Source organism: Thermaurantimonas sp., assembly GCF_046299575.1.
Lineage (GTDB): Bacteria > Bacteroidota > Bacteroidia > Flavobacteriales > Schleiferiaceae > Thermaurantimonas.
On sequence record NZ_JBKBHX010000002.1, the window covers coordinates 209,515 to 228,890 of the forward strand.

15 protein-coding genes are annotated in these 19,376 nt (G+C 39.8%); 10 read left to right on the top strand and 5 right to left on the bottom strand.

Annotated features, from left to right (window positions below; all coding sequences use genetic code 11):
• Window positions 1–84: 84 nt before the first annotated feature.
• Entirely contained in the window at window positions 85–513 is a 429-nt protein-coding gene (locus ACK4EX_RS03425; protein ID WP_409769729.1) for a PleD family two-component system response regulator, read from the top strand.
• Here the strand turns inward: ACK4EX_RS03425 and ACK4EX_RS03430 are convergent.
• From ACK4EX_RS03430 to surE, 5 genes are all read right to left on the bottom strand, one after another.
• On the bottom strand, window positions 478–2,433 hold the full coding sequence (locus ACK4EX_RS03430) for a ComEC/Rec2 family competence protein (protein WP_409769731.1): 1,956 nt from the start codon (window positions 2,431–2,433) through the stop codon (window positions 478–480). The genes ACK4EX_RS03425 and ACK4EX_RS03430 overlap by 36 nt on opposite strands.
• Window positions 2,375–3,313, bottom strand: a complete 939-nt coding sequence (locus ACK4EX_RS03435) for a SpoIID/LytB domain-containing protein (protein ID WP_409769733.1) — start codon at window positions 3,311–3,313, stop codon at window positions 2,375–2,377. Before ACK4EX_RS03435 ends, ACK4EX_RS03430 begins: the two co-directional genes overlap by 59 nt.
• Window positions 3,314–3,575: 262 nt before the next feature.
• Window positions 3,576–4,691, bottom strand: coding sequence for a lipid-A-disaccharide synthase (gene lpxB, locus ACK4EX_RS03440; protein ID WP_409769735.1), 1,116 nt, complete (start codon window positions 4,689–4,691; stop codon window positions 3,576–3,578).
• A 64-nt stretch (window positions 4,692–4,755) separates the two neighbouring features.
• A complete protein-coding gene (locus tag ACK4EX_RS03445; protein ID WP_409769737.1) occupies window positions 4,756–5,067 on the bottom strand; it encodes a hypothetical protein in 312 nt (103 codons plus the stop codon).
• Window positions 5,025–5,825 (bottom strand): 5'/3'-nucleotidase SurE, encoded by an 801-nt coding sequence (gene surE / locus ACK4EX_RS03450; RefSeq protein WP_409769739.1) that lies wholly within the window; start codon window positions 5,823–5,825, stop codon window positions 5,025–5,027. Before surE ends, ACK4EX_RS03445 begins: the two co-directional genes overlap by 43 nt.
• A gap of 99 nt (window positions 5,826–5,924) precedes the next feature.
• Here surE and ACK4EX_RS03455 point away from each other — a divergent pair, with 99 nt between their 5' ends.
• From ACK4EX_RS03455 to ACK4EX_RS03495, 9 genes are all read left to right on the top strand, one after another.
• Window positions 5,925–6,611, top strand: a complete 687-nt coding sequence (locus ACK4EX_RS03455; RefSeq protein ID WP_409769741.1) for a zinc metallopeptidase — start codon at window positions 5,925–5,927, stop codon at window positions 6,609–6,611.
• Window positions 6,612–6,777: 166 nt separating this feature from the next.
• Window positions 6,778–9,540, top strand: coding sequence for a 2-oxoglutarate dehydrogenase E1 component (locus ACK4EX_RS03460; protein ID WP_409769743.1), 2,763 nt, complete (start codon window positions 6,778–6,780; stop codon window positions 9,538–9,540).
• A gap of 25 nt (window positions 9,541–9,565) precedes the next feature.
• Window positions 9,566–10,813 (top strand): 2-oxoglutarate dehydrogenase complex dihydrolipoyllysine-residue succinyltransferase, encoded by a 1,248-nt coding sequence (gene odhB / locus ACK4EX_RS03465; RefSeq protein ID WP_409769745.1) that lies wholly within the window; start codon window positions 9,566–9,568, stop codon window positions 10,811–10,813.
• A gap of 5 nt (window positions 10,814–10,818) precedes the next feature.
• Entirely contained in the window at window positions 10,819–11,469 is a 651-nt protein-coding gene (locus ACK4EX_RS03470) for a heme exporter protein CcmB (RefSeq protein WP_409769747.1), read from the top strand.
• Window positions 11,470–11,479: 10 nt separating this feature from the next.
• Window positions 11,480–11,878 carry a phage holin family protein gene (locus ACK4EX_RS03475; protein ID WP_409769749.1) on the top strand — a complete coding sequence of 133 codons (399 nt, stop codon included), beginning with the start codon at window positions 11,480–11,482 and terminating at the stop codon, window positions 11,876–11,878.
• A gap of 95 nt (window positions 11,879–11,973) precedes the next feature.
• Entirely contained in the window at window positions 11,974–13,287 is a 1,314-nt protein-coding gene (locus ACK4EX_RS03480; RefSeq protein ID WP_409769751.1) for a serine hydrolase, read from the top strand.
• Between the two features lie 139 nt (window positions 13,288–13,426).
• Window positions 13,427–14,419, top strand: a complete 993-nt coding sequence (locus tag ACK4EX_RS03485; RefSeq protein WP_409769753.1) for a DUF932 domain-containing protein — start codon at window positions 13,427–13,429, stop codon at window positions 14,417–14,419.
• Window positions 14,420–14,623: 204 nt separating this feature from the next.
• Complete coding sequence (locus ACK4EX_RS03490) at window positions 14,624–15,625, top strand: hypothetical protein (RefSeq protein WP_409769755.1); 1,002 nt, start codon at window positions 14,624–14,626, stop codon at window positions 15,623–15,625.
• A gap of 444 nt (window positions 15,626–16,069) precedes the next feature.
• Window positions 16,070–19,348 (top strand): helicase-related protein, encoded by a 3,279-nt coding sequence (locus ACK4EX_RS03495; RefSeq protein ID WP_409769757.1) that lies wholly within the window; start codon window positions 16,070–16,072, stop codon window positions 19,346–19,348.
• Window positions 19,349–19,376 lie beyond the last annotated feature (28 nt).

Genomic DNA, 19,376 nt, shown 5'->3' on the forward strand with positions numbered 1-19,376 from the left:
CAACCAAAATGGAAATTTTATTGTTTATTGATAAAGAAATCTCAATTTACTACCGATATTTGCAATAGTGTAAATAGTACACTTATGGTACAATACGAAATTGAAAATTCAAATACCTTGTCGGGAAACAAAGTTTTGATTTTCGAAAACGATGAAGTGAATCAGCTCCTTCTAAAAATAATGCTGGAAAACAACGAACTGCAACCAGAAATCATAACCGACACTGCTGACCTTTACAAAAAAATTGAAAGTCATTCTTACGAGCTTCTCTTGTTAGATATGGAAAATAAAAATCCATCGTCCTTCGAAATCATAGATGTGATTCGTAAAGATCTAAAATCTAATATTCCCGTAATTGGATTATCAACAAAAGATTATAGAGGGCGGGCTATTTACCACGGCATCAATGTGTTGTTGCAGCGCCCTATCGAAAATCGCGCTTTAATGCACCACATCATGCGGGTATTGTATGGAAGCTCAAAGTATAAGAACCCGATCACCGTTACGATTTAATATATATTTTCTTCCATCAGTGCTTTCAATTTTCACCTCCAGATTAAGAGGGCTGTTTATCGTTTTAGGTGTTTCATCTAATCTTACATTTTTTATCTGAATTCTTAAAGATGAATTTGAATTATTTTTAAATTCTATTTTTTCTTTTTCAGGAATCCCACTCCAGATGACATCCGATTCTTCTATTTGCCATTTGTTTAAGTATTTAGAAAAAATTGTTTTCTCCTTTGATTTTAGTTTTTGAAATTCGTCTGAAAACATCCAAATCTTTTTGCCTTTGAGGTTTATCATTAGGAGAGGTTTATTCTGAATAAAAGACAAGTGAATTTCTGTAAAAGAATGTAAGATTTTATAAGATTGATGGGCTGAATATATTTTGAATAAAAATAAGAAAGTACATCCTGATATAAATATCCATTTCTTCTTGTTTACTAAGCCATGTAGCAATAAGACTACTGTCAATAATAAAAATGCGAATTGAACAGCATCAATAAATTGTTTATCGAGAATTGAAAATGGTAATTTAATTATTAAGCTGTTGAGGAAATTATTTATTGTAATGAAAAAGGCAGGAATGATACCTAAGAAATCAAAATCTTCAGAAATGAATGAAAAAATAGCAATCGGAAAACCTAAGTACAGTGTAAGAGTGATAAGCGGTATGGCATACAGATTAGCCACAAAAAACCATGTTGGAAATTTTGAGAAGTAATACATTGTAAATGGGAAGGTAAAAAGTTGAGCCGCGATTGATACAGATAAAATTTCTGAAATTTTTCTTAATAAAAAATTATCAGAAATCGATAAAATCTGATTAAAAAATTTCGAAGTACTAACTATGCCATAGACTGCAGCATAGCTTAGTTGAAATCCGATGTCGAAAAGCAATAAAGGCGAAGTTGAAAGCAACAAAAGAGCAGATAAACACAAAGAGTGATAAATGCCTGTTTTGCGCTTCAAATTATTGCCTAACTCTATAAAAGTAAACATTGTAGCAGCTCTTATCACCGATGGGCTTAATCCTGTAAACAAGGCATAAAACCATAAAATTCCAACCAAAAAAATGACCCGAATTGTTTTAAATCTGTTTCCAAAAATCAAAGAGAAGAAATTAAGAAACAATATGTAAATTAATCCCGTGTGGAGACCAGATACCGCAAGTACATGAATGGTACCAGTATCAGCGTAAATCTCTCGGGTTTCATCCGTTAAAAAATCTTTTGATCCTGTTAACAAGGCTATTAATACTTCTTTTGCTTCCTTTTTCAAGGGCCATCTGATTATCGCTTTAATCATTTTTTTATTTACTAGATAAGCAATTCTATACAAGTTTATTTGGCTGTTTGAATAGTGATGAATTACCTTTTTTGAACTCAAGAATATCGCATGAGAAATGCCTTTAGTTTCATAATATTTTTTTGCAGAAAAAGCATAGGGAAAAGTGGTATTTTCAATCAGATTCACAGAAGAATTGCAAACGATGAAGTCGCCAGGTAAAAATGATTCTGTAATGCTATCTTTCTTGATATATAAGATCGCTTTAAACAAATACCTTCCAACACTATCAATACAGAGACCTTTAGCATGTAGCAGATGGTCCTTCTGCTTGAGTATTCGTTCTATTTTTATAGTGCTTATTCCCCTATAATTCTTGTCATATTCATTGATTTTTTTAACTTCTAAAGTGTAGAGAATAGTTCCTAAACTAAAAAACATAAAAAAGATCAGAAAGCCCCTGAGTGCAATAAAAAAAAGATAGAGAGAAAAAGAAGCGATAAAAATGAATAGAAAATGATTTAAATCACTTGCATCAAAAACAAATCGAGCTGTAAGAATACCAAGAATAAACGAAAATGTGATTTTAAAAAGCCAATTGTGGGGCTTCGGCCATGAGTTGTCTGTACGAACTAAGGCTTTCAAGCTTCACATTTTCGTAGTAAAAGTAAATAATTTCACGATATGTAAAGCCTTGTGACGCCATATTTATAGCTCCTTCTTGAGACATTCCTACCCCATGACCATTACCTCTGCCTTTCAATAGATAATAATTTCCATCTGGCTCAATGTCGAAAAAAGTGGAGCGCAACTGAAAATGAAAGCGAAAATCTCTGAGAGGAAAAGATTTATTTTGATACCGAAAATGATTCAGCCTTTCTGGCTGCTTAAAAGTATCGATGGCAGCAATGAGCTCAGGAGTTAGTTTTGTATGCAGCTTGCGCGCAATGTATTCTTGAACGTCCTTTTTTGGCAGCTTTTTCGTCCATTCATACGAGTTCATTCCCTCCGAATATGGATCTGGTTTTGCGACAAGGTTAGGCAATTTCTTGTGCCATGCATCCTCGGCACATACGGTATGCCCGCCACTATTAGCGTGAAAGGCAGCGAAAATGGGTGCACCTGAAGCACTATCTACCACGATTGTATCGCGGGTTTCTAAAACAGCTTGCCGGATTAGATCTGAATTTCGGTAATAGGCTCTGCTCAGATACACTTGTGAAGAAATATCGTCTTTTAAGTTGTAGCCTTCACGAATGTGTTTATTGTAGTTTCTAATTGCAAATGTTCTTGCTAATATTGCTTGGGCTTTGAAATATTCCAGCTGCGGAAAATTGCCTCCTTCAGATTCTACAACACCTGCTACATATTGTTCAAGATTTACTTGGTTTATTGCTTGTAAATTTTGGTTGTTAGCGAATAAAATTAATGAACCATCATACCAGCGTTCTTTCTTGTTTACATGTATCAAAAAATTCGAAGAAGTATCTGCGGCTAAAAAGGAAATTGCATAAAAATTTCCCAAGTGTTTTCTCCCGTTTTTTAAGGAAACAAAGGGTCCAATTCTTTGGATGGAAAAAAGTGTTTCTAGTGATTTTGAATGTGCATAATAAATTGTATCAATAAGTCCACCATTTTTGTCAAGAGCTATTAAAAAGTATTCGCCATTTTTTATTCTAAAAAGACATTCGGAAAAATTCTCATTGCTAAAAATACGAACTTTAATGTCTGAAGGAATTGCTTTCAGATGAATGGTGAATAAAAGCAAACAAAATAAAACCAATAATTTATTGTGTAATTGCTTCATTTTTTAAAAAATTATTAATGCACAAAGCAGTACGTTCTGATGCGCCTTTCCCACCTAATTTCTTGCGAAGTTCCGCAAATGCATTCTTTTGAGCTTTTATTGCGGAATTGTCTTCCAAAAGTTTTTTTATTTCTATATCCAGGTTTGCAGTATTCAGTTCATCTTGTATTAATTCAGGCACAGCTTTTCTGTCAAGAATCAAGTTTACAAGTGAAATATACTTCACTCTGACAAGTTTTTTAGCTATTAAATAACTCAACTTATTGCCTTTATACACTACTACTAAGGGAGTATTAAGTAAAGCCGTTTCAAGAGTGGCTGTTCCGGAAGCTACAATTGCTGCTCGCGAGTAGCGAATTACATCATAGGTTTTTCCTTCAATAACTTTAACGTTTTCTACTCCTAAGATGTATTTTTCATAAAAAGATTTTTCAATGGAAGGTGCAGCAGCAAGAGCAAATTTTAAGTTTGGATTTTTTAAAGCGAATTCAATCATTACTGGCAAAATATTTTCTATCTCTTGTTGTCGGCTACCTGGCAATAGAGCTATATCGAATTCAGTTGATTTTTCTGGAATATTTTCTGTACAACCCATGTCAATAGCATCGAGTAGGGGGTGACCTACATATTCTACTTTGTATCCGTATTTTTCATAAAAAGCTTTTTCAAAAGGCAGAATGGTAATCATCAGGTCAATATCTCTCTTGATTTGATGCACTCTCCCTTCTTTCCAGGCCCATATTTGAGGACTGATGTAGTAAATGTTTTTAAATCCCTTTTCTTTAGCAAATTTGGCTATTCGCATATTAAATCCGGGGAAGTCAATGTAAACGATGACATCAGGCTTATTTTCTACGATCCAATTTTTACAAAATTCGAGGTTTTTTAAAATTTTTCGAAGGTTTTTTAGTACTTCATAAAAGCCCATGAAAGCCATTTCTCGATAGTGCAGCAGAAGGATTCCACCTTCGCTTTCCATTTTATTTCCTCCGAAACAATAAAAATTGCTTTCTGGGAATAATTTTTTCAAATTTTTTAATAGATTGGCGCCATGTAAATCTCCTGAAGATTCACCAGCGAGCAGAAGAAATTTCATAGTTTAGGAGTACATATCAAAGAAAAAGAAATTCTATGATCGGATCAATTGCTTCTTCCCTTTTTTATAACAGGAATTTGTGAATAACTGCTGCTAAAAGTACGATCAGAGTGGCAGCCAGAATGCCTTGTGATGTAGATTCTTTTTTAAATCGCAGAAATAAAAAAAACAGACCTACATTAATTAAAAGTCCTAAGCTCGTTATTTGAAAAATAAGAGTTTTAAACTGAAGTTTCGTTAAGCTAGATTCGTCTGAGAGCAAGACAGGAAACTTTAGAAACAACAAAACCAGGCCACCCACAGGTGCTATTAAGGCAATTAAAATTCCTTGAACTAAACTTCCCGAGGTATGGTTTTGTTGATTTCGAAATTCCATTTAGACATGGTTTTCAGTTGTTCATAAGCTGTAAAATCGACATTTATTGGCACTATCGATATGAAATAATTTTTTAAGGCATACTCATCAGTGTCAGTTCCGGTATCATGGTTTACAAATTGGCCTGAAAGCCAGTAATACTTTCGGCCTCTCGGGTCAGTGCGCACGTCGATTTCTTCTTCCCATACGGCATCGGCCTGGCGACAGATGCGCACCCCTCTGTAGTCTTCGCCGTTGATGACTTTAGGAATATTAACATTCAGGCATATTCCCTTTGGTAGACCGTGTTTCAACACCATTTTGGATATGACGCGTACCCAACGCCTGGCTTTTGAGAAGTCGGCTTCCCATGCGTAGTCGAGCAGTGAAAATCCAATAGAAGGAATGTTTTCTAAAGCACCTTCTACTGCTGCTGACATTGTACCGCTGTAAATCACGTTGATCGACGAGTTAGATCCGTGATTTATGCCAGAAACGATCAGATCAGGTTTGCGCGGCAGAATATATGATACAGCGAGCTTAACACAATCTACAGGAGTTCCGCTGCAAGCATATTCAGTTTGTGGTCCGTCATCAATCTTGATAGGGTCGCAACGCAGAGTGGAGTTAATCGTAATCGCATGCCCCATGCCCGACTGAGGCTTGTCGGGGGCTACTACTACCACATCGCCAATATCGCGTACAGCTTGTATCAAATTTCTTATCCCCGGGGCTGTGATTCCATCGTCATTGCAAACCAATATGAGAGGTCTCTTCATTACCTTACTTAATACCTTGCAAAAATAGCTTCTGCCAAAATGACCCTTCTTTGCGGAGGCATGTGATTTGTTATTTTTGTACTAAAATTCTAAAAGGATATGATTCTTATTCTAATTGTTTTTGCGATTGTTGGCTTCATTGTACAAGCGCGATTGAAATCTAAATTTGAAAAATACAGCAAAGTGCCTGTAGCTGCTGGTCTTACCGGTGCTGAAGTAGCTGAAAAAATGCTTCACGACCACGGAATTTTCGATGTACGTATTATCAGTGTGCCCGGTAAACTCACTGATCACTACAACCCACTGGACAAAACAGTTAACCTATCTCCCGATGTTTATCACGGCCGTTCTGTGGCAGCAGCAGCAGTGGCTGCTCACGAAGTAGGTCACGCTGTACAACATGCTACGGCTTATGCTTGGCTGCAGATGCGATCTGCCCTGGTGCCTATTGTGAGTTTCAGCAGCCGAATGCTTTCGTTCATCTTCTTGTTCATGCTCTTTGGAAACATCATCGTTCACATGTTCTCACTTGAAACAGTGCTGCTCACAATAGTGATTTTACAAAGTGCTATTACACTTTTCACCCTTATCACCTTGCCGGTAGAGTACGATGCCAGCCATCGGGCACTTGTTTGGCTTGATCGGGCAGGTATTACTTCAGTGAGAGAGCACAATATGGCGAAAGACGCTTTGAAGTGGGCTGCTAATACCTATCTGGTAGCCGCTTTGGCTTCATTAGCACAATTACTTTACTACATTATGTTGTATTTAAATAGCAGAGATTAATCTAAAAAGATAACGTTCAAAAAGAGCCGCCCATCGTGGTGGCTCTTTTTGTTTTTTGCTGTAAGGTTTCATCAAGCTGATTAAATAAATATTAAGGCATTTGTATTGTAGTTTTGACGCACTTTTTAAAATTTAAGACAAAAATTCACTCAAACGCCCCCTTTTCATGGATAGGTTTTCGTTTCTGAATGCAGCCCATTTGCAGTTTTTCGACGAGCTCTACCAACAATATCTCGAAAATCCTGACATTATAGAGCCTTCATGGAGGGCTTTTTTTCAGGGTTTTGATTTTGCCAATGAGTATGCTGACTGCTCACCGGTTGAGAGGGTGAAGGTGATTGAAAAAGCGGTTGAGCAAACAGCTGACCTAAGCCATATTATTAAGGAGTTTAGAGTCATTGAACTTATCAACGCATATAGGCAGCGTGGCCACTTGTTTACTGAAACAAATCCAGTACGAGCACGTCGTAAATACTCGCCTACTTTAGATATTGAAAACTTTGGACTCGATGCAAGTGATCTGGACAAGCCTTTTGAGGCTGCACGCGAGTTAGGTTTAAGTGGTCCGGCACCGCTTCGCCGTATCATTCAGCATTTGAAGAATGTGTATTGCCGTTCGATCGGGGTTGAGTTTATGTATATACGCGATGTTGAGCGTCGCAAATGGATCATTGATCGGTTAAACGTAAACGAAAACATTCCAAATTTTACTCCTGATCAGAAGAAATACATTCTCACAAAGCTGACGGAAGCCGTTGGTTTCGAAGCATTCCTCAATACAAAATTCGTAGGTCAGAAGCGCTTTTCTATCGAAGGAGCCGAATCATTGATTCCGGCACTCGACATGGCCATCAATCACGGAGCAGAACTTGGAGTGCGTGAGGTTGTGATGGGTATGGCACATCGGGGCCGTTTGAATGTCTTGTCAAATATTTTCGGCAAGACTCAGAGAGATATCTTTTCTGAATTTGAAGGCAAAGAGTACGAAGACGAGGATTTCGATGGAGATGTGAAATACCATTTGGGATACAGTACACTTAAAGTACTCGACGACAGTACTCAAATACGTTTGACCTTGTCGCCCAATCCATCACACCTTGAGGCGGTAAATGCTGTGGTGGAGGGCATTGCACGCGCACGCATCGATTACAATCACTATGGCAACGTATCGGCTGTACTACCAATTCTGATACACGGTGATGCAGCCATTGCTGCTCAGGGAATCGTGTACGAGGTGGTACAAATGGAAACTCTGGATGGTTATAAAACCGGAGGTACTATCCATTTCGTAATCAACAATCAAGTAGGATTTACCACAAACTATCTCGATGCCCGTTCGAGTACCTACTGTACTGATGTAGCAAAAGTGATCTTGGCACCGGTATTTCACGTGAATGGCGACGATACAGAGGCCGTAGTTCACGTAGCTAAATTTGCCATTGAATATCGCCAACGCTTTTTGCGCGACATTTTCATCGATCTGCTGTGCTATCGCAAGTACGGTCATAACGAGGGCGATGAACCTCGCTTTACACAACCACTCCTTTATAAAATTATTGCCAAGCATCCCAATCCGAGAGATATCTACATGAAAAAGCTCAAAGAAGAGGGCCTGGTAGATGAAGACTTTCTAAAAAAAGTGGATGCTGATTTTAAGGCCATTCTCGAGATGCGGTACGACGAGTCGAAAAAAATCGAGAAAAACCGCATTACTCCCTTCTTGCAAGAAGATTGGGAAGGCTTCAGAAAGGCAACGCTCGAAGATTTTCACACTTCGCCTGAAACAGGTGTAAGCCGAGAAAAACTTCTAAAAATAGCAAAAGCCCTTACCACCCTGCCGGCTGATAAAAAGTTCTTCAATAAAGTAGTGCGTCTGGTAGAAGACCGTCGTAAAATGATTGAAGAGCGCAATGCACTCGACTGGGGAATGGGTGAGTTAATGGCCTACGGCTCGTTGCTGATCGAAGGCATCCCTGTGCGAATCTCAGGTGAAGACGTGGAGAGGGGTACCTTTTCGCATCGCCACGCCATCATCCTGGTTGAAGATTCCGAAGAAGAAATTGTACAGCTCAATCACATCGAGCCTGGCCAGGCACGATTTGAGATTTACAACTCGCTGCTGAGTGAGTATGGTGTATTAGGCTTTGAGTACGGTTATGCCTTAGCTCGTCCGAATCACTTGGTGATATGGGAGGCTCAGTTTGGTGACTTTGCCAATGGAGCTCAAATCATCATCGACCAATTTATTTCTGCCGCTGAAGACAAGTGGGCTGTTCAAAACGGTCTGGTGTTGTATCTGCCTCACGGGTACGAAGGTCAGGGTGCTGAGCATTCAAGTGCCCGCCTGGAGCGCTTCTTACAACTTTGCGCCCAGCTCAACATGATCGTATGCAATCTCACAACCCCGGCACAGCTCTTCCACATGCTCCGAAGACAATTTGCATGGCCCTTCCGCAAGCCCGTAGTGTTGATGTCGCCTAAGTCGCTCTTACGTCACCCCAGAGCCACCAGTACCTTGGAAGAGCTGGAATCTGGCCGTTTTCAAGAAGTAATTGACGATCTTCTGATCGAAGACAAAGCTGCTGTAACAAAACTTGTTTTCGTGACGGGTAAGTTTTACTACGAATTGCTTGAAGAGCGCGAAACCGAGAAGCACTTTGATACCGCTCTGGTGCGCATAGAGCAGCTTTATCCACTCCCAACGAAGAAAATTGAAGAAATCATTGCCAGTTATCCGAATGCGAAAAAAATTGTTTGGGCTCAGGAAGAACCTTCCAACATGGGAGCCCATTGGTATATGAAGATGAAATTTCCGGTAAAAGATCTACTTGTGGTGAGTCCTAATGCAAGTGCCAGTCCGGCCAGCGGTTCACACCAGGCGGCTATAGCTTTGCAAAAGCGCACCATTAAAAAAGTATTCAGCATTTAATGACCCCAATCATAAACACCTCGCTATGATTTTAGAAATGAAAGTGCCCTCTCCGGGCGAGTCCATATCAGAAGTAGAAATAGCCCAGTGGCTCGTAAAAGATGGAGATTACGTAGAGAAAGATCAGGATATAGCCGAAATCGACAGCGATAAGGCTACTTTGGCATTGCCTGCAGAGGCATCTGGAGTCATCAAAATACTCGTGCCAGCTGGCAGTACGGTAGCTGTGGGCGATGTAGTGTGCACTATCGACACTTCAGCACAGGCACCGGGGAAAGCCGCACCCCAGGCTGAATCGCCTAAAAAATCAGAAGAACAAACACCTTCACCTAAAAAAGAAGAAACTAAGCCCACACCTGTAGCCGAACAAAAGCCCACATCTTATGCTACGGGTACTCCATCGCCAGCTGCACGCAAACTGATGGAAGAAACCGGCATAAGCCTGTCGCAAGGCACTGGCAGAGATGGCCGCATCACTAAAGCCGATGTGCTGAAAGCCGCTGAAGAGGTAAAAGGTCGCGCTTCAATGGGCTCGCCGGGCACGGGTAGCCGCAGCACACAGCGCAAGCGCATGTCGGCCTTGCGTCGCAAATTGTCCGAGCGCCTGGTATCTGTAAAGAACGAAACAGCTATGCTTACTACCTTCAATGAGGTAGATATGAAAGCCATTTACGACTTGCGGGCCGAATACAAGGAAGCTTTTGCAGCTAAACACGGTGTAAATCTGGGCTTTATGTCTTTCTTTACTCTTGCCTGCGTGAGCGCATTAAAAGCCTTTCCTCAAGTGAACTCAATGATCGACGGCGAAGACATGGTCAGCTTCGACTTCTGCGATATTTCCATTGCCGTAAGTGGTCCTAAGGGCCTCATGGTGCCAGTACTTCGCAATGCCGAAAACATGACCTTTGCCGGAGTCGAAAAAGAAATCAAGCGCCTTGCTACACGCGTGCGCGACGGCGTAATTACCGTAGATGAAATGACTGGCGGAACGTTTACCATCACCAACGGCGGTGTCTTTGGTTCTATGCTTTCTACGCCTATTATCAATCCACCACAGTCGGCCATCCTCGGCATGCATAACGTAGTGGAAAGACCCGTAGTACGCGACGGCCAGATTGTCATCCGCCCTATCATGTTTGTAGCCCTCAGCTACGACCACCGCATCATCGACGGCCGCGAGTCAGTAGGTTTCCTCGTTCATGTGAAAGAATGCCTTGAGAATCCCGTCGAAAAGCTCATGAACGGCGATCCACGTCGCGCCCTCGAACTCTGATTCGAATGCACTATCTCAGGCAAATAGCAAAGATTTTATACACCGACTTTAAAATAGAGTGGCGAGAAAAGCACCAGCTTTTCTCGCTTTTTCTTTACATTGCATCATCTGCTTTCATCGCCTACATGATTCTTAAGGCAGATGTAGCCCCACGCATCTCTATTTCAGTCTTTTGGATCATTTTAGGCTTCGGGGCAGTCACTTCTACCTCTCGTTGCCTCGTCCGCGAAACATCAACGCGCTTCCTTTTTTATTATCAGACAGTGCCCCCTTCGCAGCTCATTGTTTCAAAAATTGCCTTTAATGCAACTTTGCTTTCCGTGGTATCTGTTTTTACCGCCTGGCTATTCGATCTGTTGTTTCAAACTCAGTTCACCTTGTCATATCTCTTAGGAATCAGCCTTCTGGGAGCTTTGGCCTTTGCCAGCACACTCACCCTCATTGCAGGCATCTCAGCAGCCGTACAGGGCAATGCTGCCATCATGGCCGTTTTATCCTTTCCGCTGCTCATCCCGCAGCTGCTGGTACTCATCCGCATTAGCGAGGCCATGCTCATCGGCGTAGAGAGCCTTCACTTTGTTGTCGCTTCGCTTTTACTCGATCTTATCACCATAGCTTTAAGTGTGATGTTGTTTCCTTTCTTATGGAAAGAATAATTTCGTAGCCATGAAATTTCGATTCAATTTCACCATCTCTGAGCCCCCTTTTCACATACGGCTGGCAGTCAGCACGCTAAGTTTTTTTCTGGCATCTTACATTACACCAGGTGTTGAGCTTCGCGACATTCTTGCTGCTTTTATTGTAGCTTTGGTATTGAGTATTTTCAACGTCACTGTCAAACCTTTGCTGATACTGCTTACCCTTCCGGTCACGCTTATTACATTTGGAATTTTTCTCTTTGTTATCAACGCAATTGTGATTCTTATCGCTGCCGAACTGGTCAGTGGATTTGAAGTCAGCAGCTTCTGGAGTGCACTGCTTTACAGTTTTTTCGTTTCGCTAATCAGTGGAATTTTACATGCGTTCGCTCAAAACATTGGCAAAAGGTCGCCAGATCATTTTTGACATGCTGCCGAATGGATATTTCTGAAAAGAAATCATTACATTTAAGTGCTATATGAGCGGCAGAAATGACAGGGGACACCATACGATTTCTTCCAATGTTTAGGCTCCTATTCTTTTTGTTTTTGTATTTTCAGGTAAATACAGTAGCTGCACAGCCATTGTACTTCCCACCGGTTACGGGCAATGTTTGGGACACCATCTCGCCCCAGTCGCTCGGCTACTGCCAGTCAAGAATCGACAGCTTATATGCCTTTCTTGAAAACAATAACACCAAAGCTTTTATCCTACTCAAAAACGGAAAAATTGTGCTTGAAAAATACTTCGGCACACATACTCAGAACACTCCCTGGCAATGGGCATCAGCAGGCAAAACAATTATGGCATTCCTTGTAGGTATTGCACGGCAGGAAGGATATCTCAACATTACAGATACAACTTCCTCTTATTTGGGTAAGGGTTGGACGAATTGTACAGCAACACAGGAAGATAAAATCACCATACGCCATCAGCTTACCATGACCACAGGTCTCGACGATGCTGTAGCCGATCCTACCTGTACGCTTGATACCTGTCTTATTTATAAAGCCGATGCCGGAACGCGTTGGGCATATCACAATGCACCTTACACCCTCCTCGAACAGGTATTAGAAAATGCCACAGGAAAGTCCTTAAACATCTACACAAACCAGAAACTCAAAAACCTGACAGGGATGTCTGGCTCGTTTCTAACGTTTGGTTATAACAGAGTTTTTTACAGCAATGCACGAAGTATGGCCCGTTTTGGACTGTTGATGCTCAACAAAGGAAACTGGGATGGAATTCAGATTCTGACCGACACTCTTTATTTCAATCAGATGATAAGTACCTCACAGATGCTCAATCAATCCTATGGCTACCTCTGGTGGCTAAATGGAAAGCAGAGCTACATGGTGCCAACATCGCAGATGGTGTTTCAGGGACCGCTGTTTCCAAATGCACCTTCTGATATGATCTCTGCGATGGGCAAAGGAGGTCAGTTTTTAAACATCGTACCGAGTCAGAATCTCATCTGGCTCAGGATGGGTGAAGATCCATCCAATGTGCCCGTTCCGTTTTTACTGAATAATCTTATCTGGAATTACATCAATGCCCTGCCATGTACTACCACCCACACCGAAGAGCAAAATTCCACAAATCGGAAGTTGGATGTTTTTCCCAATCCTGCAGATGACCTATTATGTGTGAAGTCTGATATTGAAATTTCTGCAATTGAGCTTTTAAACCTTCAGGGTCAGCTTTTAATATCAAAAAATCCCAGCCTCAATGAAATTTTTATCGATTTGAGCAAAATCAGCAAAGGAACTTATGTATTGAAAGTGTATTTTTCAGATGAAACAATGCAAATAAAAAAAATATCAGTAGTTAAGTAGCTCTTTCACATTTTCTGCCTTCATTAGTTGAGCCTTATAATTTTCAGGATTTGACCGTCTAAAAACGGAACGATTTCTCAAAAAATTTAGATGATTCAGCGAAGTACAAAAGATTGTTTAACCATTAAAACAGCAAACTATGAAAGGAGGTATTACAAAAGAGGTATTTGAAGAAGCGGAAAAACAACTTCAGAAATTATTTTTCGATGTGGAATTTCGGAAATTAATGGTATGTGATTCCGAAGGTATATTTCCTGTCAAAAACTTCAAAGCTTTAGTAAGAAAAGGAACGGATAAGGTGTTTTCCGTAGTCTCTCCGGAATATACCCTTATTACAAACAATTATGCAATCAAAATCGGGAGAGAAATATTCTCAAAATTGTTTAATGTAAATGATGTAGAAAAAATAAGGCCATATTTTGTCCGATATCCTGAAACATATAGTTATTGTCAAATCAAACTGGTTCACGAAGATGTTAATTTTAATGTTTTTGAACAAGATACCTGGCTTCCCTTCATTTACATTGCAAACAGCTATAACAAGCAGTTTGCTCTAAATTATGAAGTTGGATTTGTACGATCACTGTGCCTTAATGGTGTAGTGTTTGATAAAGAAATTATTAGTATCCGATTGCCGCACAATCAGATCAATAAACTTAATTTGGAAAATTTGAGATTTGATATGTATGATCAATTAAAATCAAATTTTATCAATAACATCAGAAAACTTAGAGATTTTAAAGTTGAAAACAAATTTGTTATGCCGCTTGTATGCAAGATTTTTAGCCTGAATTTTAAATCAGTTAATGAGCATAAAAACGATGATTCTTTTAATTCAACTTCTGCCGAAATAAAGGCAAATAATGATGAAGTAAAGCTAAATGAACTTAAATATGTGGTGAACAATCTAACCAATAAATATTTCCGGGAAATCGGAGATAATGCCTACGCCGTATTTAATATAGTTACAGATTTGGTTTCAAATGAACAAGAGGGTTTCAGATTGCTGAAAAAATTTAATTCTATTTCAAATTCCCTTCTTTCTCAACCGGGAAAATGGTTTGAAGAATTCTCAGAAAAGATCAGCTCACCGACTTTTAGACTCGAAGATTACTTAAAAAATGATAATTAATACGCTTTATAAACAACTTAGCCGCAAGGTGTAGGTTCTTTAAAAGTACGAATGAAAAAACATGATGGTGTTCAATTTCTGTTGATACCGTAATTTTTATTGGTCAGAATTAGTGTCGGGAAAAAATTCAGCTTTAAAAAATTTTTATTTCAGAATATTGCTTTTTTACAATCATTATAATTTATCATTAAATCAACACCGGATATGTCAAGAAATTACAAAAGTGTATCACACACTTTACTATTGCTTTCAATGGTGCTGACCCTTCTTATTTCGTCCTGCAGTGGATTAAAAATTTCATCCAAAACTTTTGAGCCAGACAGAGGTACATGCTATCAGCATTCATCTGACAGACGATACTCAGTAGATGAGCTTCCCAAACCTTTTCACACTTTAGAATTTGACAGTGTGTTGTTCAACAGATTTTCGTTCAGATCGCTAAATGTGGCACATGCCATCGGTTTGATTGACCAATTGACTGCCCTTATTCGAATCAATGAGGAACGTTCATCAAATCCTTCCTTAGAGAAAAAACTTGAAATGATACAACTCTTACAAGATATTAATCAGAAAATTCATCGTGCATCACTCGAAATCTCTGCTGTAGCTAGCGAAATGGATTGCGAAGAAGAACGAGCTGACCAGATAGCGGCTTATTTAAAAGGATTGGAAGATCAAACAGAAACAATGCTTACGGTAGCAGCCATAGCCGTTGGAGCAGTAGGAGCGATAGCCTCTGGAATTCTGCTGGCTGGTGGATCTGATGGAAATCTACCCGAGTTTATAGGTATAGGTGCTGGTCTTACTGAAGCAATTCTAGCTACCCGAATCCTGCGTCAGAAGAAGACTATTTATTTCTCTCATTCCAGGAATGCACTAAGTGACATTTGGACGGCCCCTCACACTTCGGCTATTTTTCCTCCATCGGTATGGTATTATCTGACTTATGAAAACCCTGCCACACAGGAAAATTCACTGCGTCAGCAGATCGTGGACAAATGGTTGGGATTCGGACAATTAGCTGACATCCGTGACAGGGATCGGGAAAAAATATACAAGCTTTTTTTTGGTGATGGCGGAATTTATACAGCCGAACAGCTGGCCAATCGCGCAAATATGTATGACCAGATTGAGGCACAGGTAAACCTGATGAAACAGGATTTAAAGCTCCTCGTCTCCGAACTTGAAAGGTTTTTAAACAAATAATTGCTGCTTAATGACAGCTTAGCCGGATAATATGCGACTCTTCCCGGCTCGGGTGCTAAAGTAAATCTGTCTAAATTCCTGTAAGCTTACTCATCTCAGGAATTCACTTCGCAATCGAATGACCTGATTGTCTGAATAGCCGGAATCAATACATAGATCTGATGATATCTCTGATAAAATTATCCTGAAATAGTATGGAGAAACATTTGATCATCGTCTGAAGCAATTTGAACTTTCCGGATTTTCATTTTTAGGGTGAATGTAAAATATTGTCCGAATTGAATTAAAAAATAAAATATTTTCCGTCCTGTTTCTTTGATTTTTTACTTTTACTTCTTAACAAGCAAAATCGACTATATAAAGTAATCAGTACGGTCGGTTTTTATTAATATTATGTGAGTATGCTGAAAATCAGCGGAACCATAAATTTCTAACATTTAAAATATGCCAACAAAATTTTTCACCAACAGTGACGACAATACACTGATCAAAAAATTTGAAGGAATCTTTACGTACAATCCAAACATACATTATTTCGATGCCCTGGTGGGGTATCTGCGTGCTTCGGGCTATTTTCGTTTACGCCCATTCCTCGAAAAGGTACCTAAAATCAGAATTCTGGTGGGTATCAATGTTGATAAACTCATTGAAGAGGCTCACCGAAGAGGCCTTGACTTTTTTAGAAATGTTGAAAAAACAAAATCGGGATTTATTGAAGAAATCAAAAGCGATATTGGGCAGGCTGACTATGATAAAAATGTAGAAGTCGGTATTATCCAATTCATTGAAGATATCATTGAAAAAAAGATTGAAATCAGAGCGCATCCTGCTAAACGCATTCACGCAAAAGTTTACATTTTCAGGCCTGAACCCTTTAACGAACATACACCAGCCGCTGTCATCACTGGTTCATCGAATATGACCGATGCCGGCTTGGGTAGTGGCAGTACGTATAATTATGAGTTCAACGTTCAGCTCAATGATTATGAAGATGTGGTTTTTGCTACAGAAGAATTTGAAAAACTTTGGTCAGAGGCTGTAGAAATACTCCCCACAGATGTACAGAAATTAACGAAAGAAACTCACCTGAACGACGAGGTTACTCCTTTTGAAATTTACATAAAGCTACTGATTGAATTCTTTGGAAAAAACGTAGATTTTGAGGACTACTCTTCGGGGTTTTTGCCTGATAATTTTAAAAAGTTGTCATATCAGATCGATGCAGTCAATGAGGGCTTCAATATGCTGATGAAACATAACGGATTTTTTCTCTCCGACGTCGTCGGTCTGGGTAAGACAGTAATTGCTACCATGATTGCCAGAAAATTTCTGCTACAGAATGGTACAGAAAATACTAAAATACTGGTAGTATATCCTCCAGCTGTGGAAAAAAACTGGAAGAACACCTTCAGAATGTTTAACATTGACAAATACACGAAATTTATCACTAATGGAAGTTTACACAAGATCCTTGAAGGTCATCAGGATTACTGGAATAAGGAAGAGTACGACCTGATCATCGTAGATGAAGCACACAAATTCAGAAACCACACCACGGGCGCCTTTCAGAATCTGCAGTTGATCTGCAAGAGCCCGAGAAAAAACAAGGGATTGATCGAAGGGCCACAGAAAAAAGTTATTCTGGTATCGGCCACACCACTCAACAACAAACCAGAAGATATTTTCTACCAGATTCAGATGTTTCAGGATGTACGGCAATCTACTCTGCCTAAAACCAACTTAACCTCATTTTTTGCACCCCTGGTAGAACAGTACAAAAAACTCAGGTACAACGACGAGTTAGACATTGAAACACTACGCAAGATTTATGGTCAGATTCGCAAAAACATCATTGAGCCCATCACTATCAGAAGAACCAGGAAAGATCTGGAGAATATTCCTGAATACTTAAATGACCTGAAAGCTCAGGGTATTATATTTCCAAGAGTAGAGCCCCCACAGAAGATAGAATATCTAATGGATAATACTTTGAATGAGCTCTTTCATAAAACAGTTTCATATCTAACGGAAGAAGATAAGCTTTCCTACGCCCGCTATCAGGCTATTGCCGGATTAAAATCAGAAGTGGCTCAGGGACTGTATGAGCGGGCAGAGTTGGTTTCAAAAAGCCTGGCGTTTATCATGAAAACCATGCTGATCAAGCGCCTGGAAAGCAGTTTTTATGCCTTTAAAATTTCACTATCTGCCTTCACAAGGGCCACCGGACGAATGATAGAAATGTTTGAAAAAGACAAAATATACATAGCACCTGACCTCGACATCAATAAACTTCTAGACAAAGGTTGGAGCGATGAGGACATCGAAAGAGAAATTGAACGACTTAGCGAAGAAAACCCTAAAAACAAGGTATTCAGGGCATCCGATTTCAAACCGGAGTTTATCGAAAATTTGAAAAAAGATAAAATTCTCCTTGATGAACTCTTGAATTCGTGGAAGCAAATTAACTACGATCCGAAACTCGACGTGTTTTTAAACCGCCTGGAAGAAAAATTTCTCGACAGTAGTATCAACACAGAAGGCAAACTTGTCATTTTCACAGAGTCAAAGGACACATCCGATTATCTCAGACAAAAACTGGAAGACAAACTCGGAAGAGCCGATGTGCTCACCGTATCATCTGAAAATCGCAGTGAACTCCACGAAACCATAGTGGAAAATTTTGATGCGAATCTTGATCCGAAAAGTCAAAAAAATGATTTCAACATTATCATCACTACTGAGGTATTGGCTGAGGGGGTAAACCTGCATCGCTCCAATGTGATCGTTCATTACGATACTCCCTGGAATTCCACCCGTCTCTTACAACGCATAGGCCGCGTTAACCGTATCGGAACCAAAGCAGATGCCATCTACAATTTTGTGTTTTATCCCTCAGCCCAAGGTGATTCTCAAATCAATCTGAACAAAACGGCACTAATGAAAATTCAGGCCTTCCATACCGCTTTTGGGGAAGACAATCAGGTGTACTCAGAGCAAGAAGTACTTGACGAAGTAAAACTCTTTAACAATCAAGCCATACGCGAAGAAGAGGACGAACGTCTTAAATATCTCTATTTCCTGCGCAGATTTAAAAAAGAAAACAAAGCATGGTTTGAGAAAATTAAAAATCTGCCTTTAAAGTCCAGAACCGGAAGAAATTCGGAGATCATTGGTAAACCAGTGTTAAAAAACGGAACAGCAGTATTCCTAAAAACCAGCCGGAAACTCGAATTCTATTGGGTGAACAGCGATAACCAACCCCTGGAAATTACCCCGCTCGAGGCATTCAGAATCTTTGAAGCCGATTTAAATGAATTGCCTTTCAAACTCATTGATGATCACCACATTCATGTAGCTGCAGCCATTAAGCACTTTGTCTCGATTCAGCAGGATGAAGCGGCTAGTCAGTCTGACCCCGGGGCTTTAGGCGGAGTGGCACAAAGAGCAAAAAAATTTTTGTCAGATATCTCAAAACACGCCGGTGTAACAGAATCTCAAAAAGTTTACATCCGAAAATTGATCGGGTTAATAGATATCGGTAAGTATACTAACCTTCCAACTGAAATAGACCGCCTTCAGAAGAAAAAACCTAATCTGAACGTAGCGTTGTCAGAAATAGAAAGAATTAGCAAAAAATATGTTGCCGATGAAGCAGATGTCCATAAAGAGCAGAAAGATGAAGCAGAAAAACCCATTCTGATTATTTCAGAATCTTTTGAATGATGGAGTATGCATTTGAAGGAGTTAAGCT